At 54.9% G+C, this 7,892-nt stretch carries 10 protein-coding genes; 2 read left to right on the top strand and 8 right to left on the bottom strand.

Annotation, left to right across the window (positions count from 1 at the left end):
• Positions 1-391: 391 nt before the first annotated feature.
• From M0412_RS26315 to M0412_RS26285, 7 genes are all read right to left on the bottom strand, one after another.
• Entirely contained in the window at positions 392-1,711 is a 1,320-nt protein-coding gene (locus tag M0412_RS26315) for a hypothetical protein (RefSeq protein ID WP_269704309.1), read from the bottom strand.
• Between the two features lie 53 nt (positions 1,712-1,764).
• Positions 1,765-2,913, bottom strand: a complete 1,149-nt coding sequence (locus tag M0412_RS26310) for a zonular occludens toxin family protein (protein ID WP_209236946.1) — start codon at positions 2,911-2,913, stop codon at positions 1,765-1,767.
• 3 nt (positions 2,914-2,916) lie between these two features.
• Positions 2,917-3,195, bottom strand: a complete 279-nt coding sequence (locus M0412_RS26305) for a DUF2523 family protein (protein ID WP_269704307.1) — start codon at positions 3,193-3,195, stop codon at positions 2,917-2,919.
• A 123-nt stretch (positions 3,196-3,318) separates the two neighbouring features.
• On the bottom strand, positions 3,319-4,794 hold the full coding sequence (locus M0412_RS26300) for a hypothetical protein (protein WP_283159221.1): 1,476 nt from the start codon (positions 4,792-4,794) through the stop codon (positions 3,319-3,321).
• Positions 4,795-4,941: 147 nt separating this feature from the next.
• On the bottom strand, positions 4,942-5,163 hold the full coding sequence (locus M0412_RS26295; protein WP_209236943.1) for a major capsid protein: 222 nt from the start codon (positions 5,161-5,163) through the stop codon (positions 4,942-4,944).
• A 19-nt stretch (positions 5,164-5,182) separates the two neighbouring features.
• Positions 5,183-5,473: a hypothetical protein gene (locus M0412_RS26290; RefSeq protein WP_209236942.1), complete on the bottom strand. Its 291-nt coding sequence runs from the start codon at positions 5,471-5,473 to the stop codon at positions 5,183-5,185.
• A gap of 2 nt (positions 5,474-5,475) precedes the next feature.
• The gene (locus M0412_RS26285) at positions 5,476-5,793 is read right to left on the bottom strand and encodes a single-stranded DNA-binding protein (protein ID WP_209236941.1); all 318 of its coding nucleotides are present in this window, start codon (positions 5,791-5,793) and stop codon (positions 5,476-5,478) included.
• Between the two features lie 203 nt (positions 5,794-5,996).
• On the opposite strand from M0412_RS26285, the gene M0412_RS26280 reads away from it, so the two are divergent.
• Both M0412_RS26280 and M0412_RS26275 read left to right on the top strand, forming a co-directional pair.
• Positions 5,997-6,389: a hypothetical protein gene (locus M0412_RS26280; protein WP_209236940.1), complete on the top strand. Its 393-nt coding sequence runs from the start codon at positions 5,997-5,999 to the stop codon at positions 6,387-6,389.
• A gap of 72 nt (positions 6,390-6,461) precedes the next feature.
• The gene (locus M0412_RS26275) at positions 6,462-6,707 is read left to right on the top strand and encodes a hypothetical protein (protein ID WP_209236939.1); all 246 of its coding nucleotides are present in this window, start codon (positions 6,462-6,464) and stop codon (positions 6,705-6,707) included.
• A gap of 21 nt (positions 6,708-6,728) precedes the next feature.
• Here the strand turns inward: M0412_RS26275 and M0412_RS26270 are convergent, their stop codons facing one another.
• Positions 6,729-7,748, bottom strand: coding sequence for a phage/plasmid replication protein, II/X family (locus M0412_RS26270; RefSeq protein ID WP_247750550.1), 1,020 nt, complete (start codon positions 7,746-7,748; stop codon positions 6,729-6,731).
• Positions 7,749-7,892 lie beyond the last annotated feature (144 nt).

The raw sequence follows: 7,892 nt of genomic DNA, 5'->3' as shown, positions 1-7,892 counted from the left end.
TTCCTCTTGTCCTCAAGTTCCTTCGCAAAGGCGGCTAATGCCGCCTCGTCATCCTTGTGGACGTAGTACGCACGTCGAACAAAACCGCCTTCTCTGCGACGCTTCTCGTAGCGCTGTTTCGGGGTGAGAACTTCGCCTTCAGCAATGTAATTCTCGATAGGCGTAGCGCGTTTAGACATCGTGTCCCCGAATCAAATTCCGTACAGACGGTAAACCTATGATCCGTACGGATGCAACAACTAAATTCCGTACGGATGTTTTTAGGGCTTGAGACTGAGAGGGGGTGTAAAAAATTGAGACATGTTTTGCATGGTTATATGTCATGCAAAACCCACCCTCGCGGCCACTGCCGGGCGGTCCAGTGGGTCCGTCCCCGTGGCCGCTCGCTTTGTCAGAAAAGGCCATTTATCTCCCCATTGCGGGCCGCACGCTCGATTTCCTTCCTGCTCCTAGGCTTCGCGTCGGGAAGAGCCGGAAACTCGCGTGTACGGTCAAAATTGAGGGAAACAGCCCCCGGCTGCAATTTCTGCACCTGAAGGACGAGAAGCAAATCCGTCCTCGAGCTCGTTTTCGTGTTCGATTTGAGCAGGTCCGGAAGGAAGGAAAAGCCTTCCTTCGCGTGGCTGTCTTTCGTCTTCGTCAAACCTCCGAGCATGACCACATCGCCATCTTGAAGGGAAAGTGTCGTGTCCAGTTTGCGGCGGGTCAGTGTCGGAGTGCTGTTTACGCCTGTCGTCGTCTGCACGAAGTCCGAAATCTCTTGGCTGAGAAGCATGGTGATGACCTTGTCTTGGACCACTGGCCGAACCGTGAAAATGACACCGGCATCCCGGTATTCGACAGATTGAACGGGCGTCGATCCTCCTCCCTCTGGATAGCTCACGGATCCAAGAACAGGGACCGACTGGCCGACTGTGAAGGAGGTAGACGCGCCGGATCGAGCACGAACAGCAGGAGCGGTCACCAGATTGAAACGGCTGTCCGTCGAGAGCGCTGAAACGATGGCTTCGACCGAAGATGATTTGAAGGCGAGAAAGGAGCCAAGGACATTGGGATCAGCGAGACCAAGGCCCGTCGAGGTGTAGGCCGCGCCGGTCCCTACGCTGACCTGGCTCTTGAGCAGGCCAACGGCAAGCTGGAAGGCGGAGCCGTCATCGACATTGGTTCCGACCTCAAAGACCGCCGCTTTGACAGCCAGGTCAGAAACAGGCGTATCCAGCCGCGGCAAAAGCTCCTCGATCTCGGCAAGCGACTTTTTCGCGGCATGGACAACCAACTTATCCGAAACGACGCTTTCCGCGCTTGTCCCATCGGCATAGGTCACAGCCGCACCAGTTCCTCCAAACCTCGCTTCCGGGAACAAAGGCTTGAGCAAGGCCACCAGTTCAGCAGGATCACGCCACTTCGGGGTGTAGAACATTGGAAAGCTGTCGATCGGAGGGGCAGGAGCTGGACCGGGAAGCTCCACACGATCGACGCCCTTGCCGGAAATGATCTTGAAACCGAGAGCGGCCAAATAGTCGTTAGCCTGATTGATCGCACCCGCCTGCGTTCCACTGATGTGTACAGACACCAACGACCGATTAGCCTGCACGGCTGGTGACGTGACGAACGGCTTTCGAAAAATCTCCCGGTAAAGGAGGCCGACAAGTTCAGACGCCGGAATGTCCTGCGCGTAAAGCAGAACCGGAGTTTCATCAGCCGCCCGCACTGGCAACACCACCAGTAGACCTAGGACAAGGCCTAGGATTGTCCCTGTCCTTCTCATGGTGTCACCTCCCCCATGGAAATTAGGGGTGGCTGCGAGGTGGCAGAGGCGAGACTGCCTGTCCACTCTGTCACAGTCTGCCCGTCTATCGTTCCAGTGACCGGCCGACCGTCGGAGAAACTAAACATCGACGGCGACACGGCACGAACCCGACCGGCATTGTTGATGATCAGCACAACACGGCGCTCTCCGAACGATACAAAGCCGGAAAGTCTCCATTCGGTCGACATCATGGGAGTTTGCCGAACCGGTGTTTGGCTCTGGATCGGCTGACCATCGGTGCCAGAGGGACCCACTCTGCCCGACTTCACGCCCTCTGCGGAGGATAGCTCTTTGGCTCTTGAGGGGGTTGCTTGGTCGCGCTCGGCGGCCTGATCTTTTGTCGTGGTCTTGGGATCGAAGAACGAAACGACACCCCACACGGAATAGATGCCCAGCAGGACAAGCGCAGGAGCGCCCAGCACGAACTTCCAGCTTTTCAGAACGTTGTGACGCTTATCAACAGCGACCTCTTTTCCTGCCGCGTCTGTGGCCCCGGAATACGACTTGTAGAGGGGGAAAATCGCCGGATCGTAACGCCTTGTCTGTGCAGACGCTGACTTACGGCGCTGGTTGGTCCCCTCCCACATCTCGACAACGTAGATGCTGTTCAGTCCGAGGCTTTTCGCCTTTTTGGCGCGGAACGACAGTTCAACAACGTTCTTGAGCTTACGGTGAAGGTCACTGACGGCCTGTGTGATCAACACAAGATCACAGGCAACGCCCGTGTCAGGGTGCGTTAAATGCCGATGCTTGCGGAAGAATTCCATAGAGGATTCGGAGATCGCACCATCCGCCCCCCAGAAACGCCAGCACTCATCGATAACGACCAGATCACCTGGGCGAACGATAGAGTTCGAATTGTCATCAGACGGAAAGAAGGAAGGGCGCTGCACGTCGTCATCCTCGACGACAACGATTTCCCCAACATGGCCCGGTTTGGCTTTCAGCTTCTCAATACAGAAATCGTAGGCCTCATCGTAATTGAAGCCGGCGATATTGGTGACAACACGACGCCCAGCAGCGAGAGCAGGCGCGATGACATACCCAACAACCTCATAGGTCTTTCCCGACCCCATGACCCCCGTATAAACCGAAATCGCCATGGATCACCCGATGATAGGCAGGCGACGGATGGCAAAGCGCGTCATCATCGCGGAAATGATCATCGGCAACCCAGCATCGAGCTTAAGGGCTACAAGGAAATAGACGACGTACTGATTGACGTTGGAAAGCGCGCCTTGGAACCCTTCACCGCCAAACTCGATCTTGGTCAGGAGGTATTGGCAAGCCTCAGTCGTGAAATACCACAACGCGATATAGAGCACCGCCTTGAACATCACCGCCCGAACCACCCAATTGAGGGCGTAGAAGAGCAACGACAACATTAGGGACCACATAGGGACCTCCAAAAGCTAGTAGCACCGTCCGTGCAGATAATCCGGCCTGAGACTGCTCTACGGCGCTATGGGGGAGCGCGTTTGTCTCAGGCCTACCGTTGAAATTTGCCGCTAGGCTGAGAGCACAATCAAAAGAACAAGCCCCGAATAGAGGGCCATCATCATCGCCTGCAGCACAGGCCTGATGTTGTCGATCAACGTGCAATGACCGTTGGCAACAAAGGTCTCATCGGCATAGCTGAATTCGAACGTTGGGCACGTTCCAGTTGTCGAGAAGCTCACAGTCGGAATGTGGAACGTGTCGAAAACAGGATCGATGATCTGATCAATCGTCGGGATCGTCGGCAATTCCGGAGTCGTGACGGTCGGGTGCGTCATGTCAATTCCGGTGCTAGTGCCCGGATCGGTTCCGGGGTCTGTACCTGGGTCTGTGCCGGGGTCTGTACCGGGATCAGTCCCAGTTCCCGGATCAGTCACCGTAGGTGCCCATGGAATAGTGCCGGTTGTAGGGTCGCCAACCGGCCCAGCAAGATCACCGAGCGTAGGCGACAGAGCCGGATAGGTGTTGAGCAACTGCGTCAACTCTGCCTGCGTCATCCGATCCGTATCGACATACGGAACGCCCTGATAGTCGGCCATCTGCGCCGCCCGCTCCCACAGATCATTGACGTGATCTGTAAGCAGACCCGGCTCGACATTCTTTTCAGCTTGAGCGTCCGGGATCATTTGAGGCTTCTCGACAAGCGGATACGCAACAGTATCAGGAAGCTCCAGCGGCTTCTCTTTGCCGCACCATTCAGGATAAGACGAGGTCGAACCGCTCATGCAGTTCGGGACAAGCTCAGGTGCCTGAGTGCCATCTGCATCACTATAAACAAGAAACTCTGTATAACTTGATATGTAGGCGTTAGCGGTCGCAACTGCGCCTGTAGAAGCAGAAGTTAATTCGAACGTTATGTTTCCACTGCACCTGTTCTCAGTCCAATTTGTACTTGAGCAGTTAAGAGTGAGCAGCTTTGCTTTAACGTTGGAATAGGCAGTATTAACGACACGCTGCTGATAAAGCTCATTCGCACGCAGCATAGCCTCAGAAGCCGCGCACTTCGCTTTTTCAACCATATTGCATGTAAAATTTGTACTCTTGTACCCAGCGACACCAGCTATATTAGGCCTTTGAGCCATAATATTAGCGATACTGTTTGTATTGTCGTTTATAACTGTCTCTTCAACTTTCATGAGTTCCGAAACAGTTTCTCCGCCGTCTTCCGTAAACCATCTGTACGCAAGATCAGCCGTCAACGCGATTGCACCAACTGTCACCCCTACCCACCGCGCGCGAGCCGCGACAGAAAGCCAAGCAAACCGGCCAACGGTCTGCCCCAAAGCAGCGCCCTCAGCCGTTACAACACCAGCCACGGCACGCTTTGTTCCCTCCACCGCCGTCTGCTGCGCACCCCTGCTTTCAAGCAGCTTTCCGAGGAGGTCAGGAACCTTCGTGTTGTACGTCGGTTCAAACGCAAAAGCGCCCTGAGCGGTAAAGATCAGGGCGCCAGACAGAGCAGAGGCCAGCAGAAGAGAACGCTTCATATTGTCACCTCGAAAGCGCGCTCGAAAAGCCCGAGATCGTGGCATATCCTGCCACTGTCCCTAGGACGAAGAACGCCAAATACCAAAGTTGAACGATCATCATGAGAGAAGCCGGGAACGCTACGAACGCCCCCGGCCCTATCCCGGTTAGGCGCGACGGATCATGCCGAGGACGAACTTCGCCCCGCTAATAGCCAGCAGAACCGTGATGATGCCCGCCGCCACCTGCATGATTGCCGTGATGACGGTCGAATAATCGATGCTCGACGTCAGAGTAGAGAAGTCCGGCCCGGTTGCTTCCTGAGCGAAAACAGCACCAGCGGAAAAGGCGACCAAAGCGGACGCGGCAAGCAGCTTCTTCATGTTCATTTTTCCTTCCAATTAGGGGTTAGTGGCCAAATTCCTTGACCGCATGCAGGACCAGACCGACCACGTAGGCGAACACCCAGCAGCCGACCACAACACCAAACCCGTAGGCAAAAAACTGCCCCGCCTCCGCCGGATTGAACGGAGCCGATAGGTCCAAGAAGGTTTGGTATTGTTCCGAAGTGAGAAGATGCCCCTGGGCGATCTGACCCGAGTACGGCACCCCCTCAAGAGCGCCGCAACTCACGGCAGGCGTAAGGCTAGAAGGGCCGTCCGCGCTGCAAACAACGATATATTGCGGCGTCGAATCCATCACTAAGCCGCCGCAGCAGACCGAGCAGGAGAGCGATTGAGATCACCGAGTTTGGCGAGCGCGTCGGAGACCGGGAGCAGCTTAACGTTACGACCGAGTTCGAGGCCGTACTTTCCGAGACGAAAAGACCCGCCAGCCAGCACGTACTTGCCCGGATTATACGGCTGCTGTTTTTCCTCAAGAGTGACTTCAAAGGGCGTCGGGTAAGGCTCGCCCTGATGCATAAACGCCTTCTGTCGGCGCACCGACCAATATCCATTGTCATTGCGCCCCTCACGAAAATCGATCTCGTCGCTTGTGATTTCTACATATGCCAGCATTGGCTTTCCTTTCATCCGTACCGACGTTTTCGGCACGAACAGAAAGATCGAAAGCACTGGATTCCGGCTACTGTCGAATTAACGAGTAGGACGCAAAAGTGTCCTAGCCAAAATGGCGAAAATTGCTTTCTGTACAGACTATTAAATTTGAAATATCGTCCGCACAGAAGGACAATCCCTAGGACATTCCCAAGGACGAGACCATGCGCGAAATGCAGATGACCTATCAAGAGATAGCGAAGCGGCTCAACATTAAGCTCGATAGTGCCAGAAAGCTCGTCCGCCGCAAACGGTGGAAGCGCACCATGGGCAACGACGGCAATATGAGGATCAACGTTCCTCTCGATGGTTTCAAAGACGACGAACCTACGGACAATGCCACGGACATGCCTACGGATGTCCCTAGGACAGACGACTACGAAAAAGACATCAAAATCGCAAGGTTAGAGGCGGAGCTTAAAGGAATGTCGGACCTCGTAGAGGCAGAGCGCAGGCGAGCAGACACAGAGGCATCACGCGCTCAAGCCGCCGAGCGCGACCGAGACGACTGGAAAGACCTCGCAACACGCCCATGGTGGAAGAAAATCACGGGCTGACCCTGTGAATCCTACAATAGCCTGATCCTAATGCTTCACCATATGCTCCAGGTGGCCAGCAAAGGAGCAGAGATGACGAAAGACGAGATACCAGCTTTTATCGAGGATTTGGTTGCTATCGGCTGCAATCCTCTAGCAATGGCAGACGACGATTACTGGTTCATAGGTGACGCAGACCTGCCAGAACCGCTGCGAGAACAGGTACAGGAACCGATAGTAAAAATCTGCGATCGGTACGGACCTCGTGACCACCTCTACCACGAGATAATAGACCATCTGAGAAACATCGGGCGCATACCCGACTTCCAGAAGCAATAAAGCCGCCCGAGGGCGGCTTTCTCACGCTACCACGCTGAGGTGAGACCGAGGCTTGTAATAGAGATCACCAGCCCACTCAGGGACACCAGCTGGACGCGCTTCCAGCGCCCTACGAAGCGAAACGATATTATCCTTGACGCAAAGCGTCCCGATATCAGCCCCGGTGACTTCCATGATTTCTTGGCGGTAACGGTAGAACGTCGGGCGCGAATAGAGCTTGCGCATATCACAGCCGGTCTTCCAGAGGGCGTAAACAGCGCGAAGCTTCGGCTTCAAATCTTCCTCTGTCTGAACATCGACCATTGCCAACTCTCCGAAATTCACCTTCGACAGGTACGCTTCAAAAACCTTCTCGGCTCTGTCCACCGTCCATGCGGAAACGTTGTGGAGGCCTAAGCGTTTCAATTCCTGTGTCCGCAATGTTACCTCAATACGGAGCTTATTCGAAGCCCAATTTTCGAGGTCTTCACGCTTCTCAATGTCTTTCGGCAGCTTGTGTACCCGGATTTCCTCTCCCTTGTGATAGAGCTTCATTTGCCACGGCGAAGCACGCTTTCCGGTCGCTACCTTGCCGAAATAAAGCGTGCCGTCCTGATAGTGACCGCGACCGCGCCATTTGACAGACGCCGTCTTCCCTGCCGCCTGTATCCATGCGCCAACATCGGAGAACGTCGGAAGCTCAAACATCTCGGTCACGTCAACGCGAGAAAGCTCTATCTCACCCCGACGCCATGCCAGCAGGTTCTCAGCAGACGGCGCAAGCTCGATTGCCTCGCAAACATCGATCAGCATATCGATCAGAACGCCCTTAAGGTCGTTCGATCCGAACAGATTATGTCCTTGCAGGAACTTGGCAGGATTGCCCTTAAACTCCAACTTTCCACGCTCGACAGTCCGCACGAAAACTCGTGAATCATGCGAACCACGAAGAGACAGGGTTTTATCGGTGCCCCACTCAACCGTGCCATCAGCCCTGTAGTGGACGAGCGCACCGCCAGTGACTGGGATATCCCAGTCAAAGGGGACAGTGCCGTAGATCATATCAATCACTGTCGCTCTTCCTCTTGTCCTCAAGTTCCTTCGCAAAGGCGGCTAATGCCGCCTCGTCATCCTTGTGGACGTAGTACGCACGTCGAACAAAACCGCCTTCTCTGCGACGCTTCTCGTAGCGCTGTTTCGGGGTGA

It is taken from the genome of Agrobacterium sp. O3.4, from assembly GCF_041414895.1.
Lineage (GTDB): Bacteria > Pseudomonadota > Alphaproteobacteria > Rhizobiales > Rhizobiaceae > Agrobacterium > Agrobacterium cucumeris.
The sequence above is the reverse complement of the archived record's forward strand: the minus strand, read 5'-3'. Positions and strand labels throughout refer to the sequence as shown.

Coding starts and splice junctions, on each gene's coding strand:
- M0412_RS26270 (WP_247750550.1), bottom strand. CDS start 7,748: ATGATCTACGGCACTGTCCCCTTTGACTGGGATATCCCAGTCACTGGC.
- M0412_RS26280 (WP_209236940.1), top strand. CDS start 5,997: ATGCGCGAAATGCAGATGACCTATCAAGAGATAGCGAAGCGGCTCAAC.
- M0412_RS26290 (WP_209236942.1), bottom strand. CDS start 5,473: ATGGATTCGACGCCGCAATATATCGTTGTTTGCAGCGCGGACGGCCCT.
- M0412_RS26305 (WP_269704307.1), bottom strand. CDS start 3,195: ATGTTGTCGTTGCTCTTCTACGCCCTCAATTGGGTGGTTCGGGCGGTG.
- M0412_RS26285 (WP_209236941.1), bottom strand. CDS start 5,793: ATGCTGGCATATGTAGAAATCACAAGCGACGAGATCGATTTTCGTGAG.
- M0412_RS26310 (WP_209236946.1), bottom strand. CDS start 2,913: ATGGCGATTTCGGTTTATACGGGGGTCATGGGGTCGGGAAAGACCTAT.
- M0412_RS26300 (WP_283159221.1), bottom strand. CDS start 4,794: ATGAAGCGTTCTCTTCTGCTGGCCTCTGCTCTGTCTGGCGCCCTGATC.
- M0412_RS26295 (WP_209236943.1), bottom strand. CDS start 5,163: ATGAACATGAAGAAGCTGCTTGCCGCGTCCGCTTTGGTCGCCTTTTCC.
- M0412_RS26275 (WP_209236939.1), top strand. CDS start 6,462: ATGACGAAAGACGAGATACCAGCTTTTATCGAGGATTTGGTTGCTATC.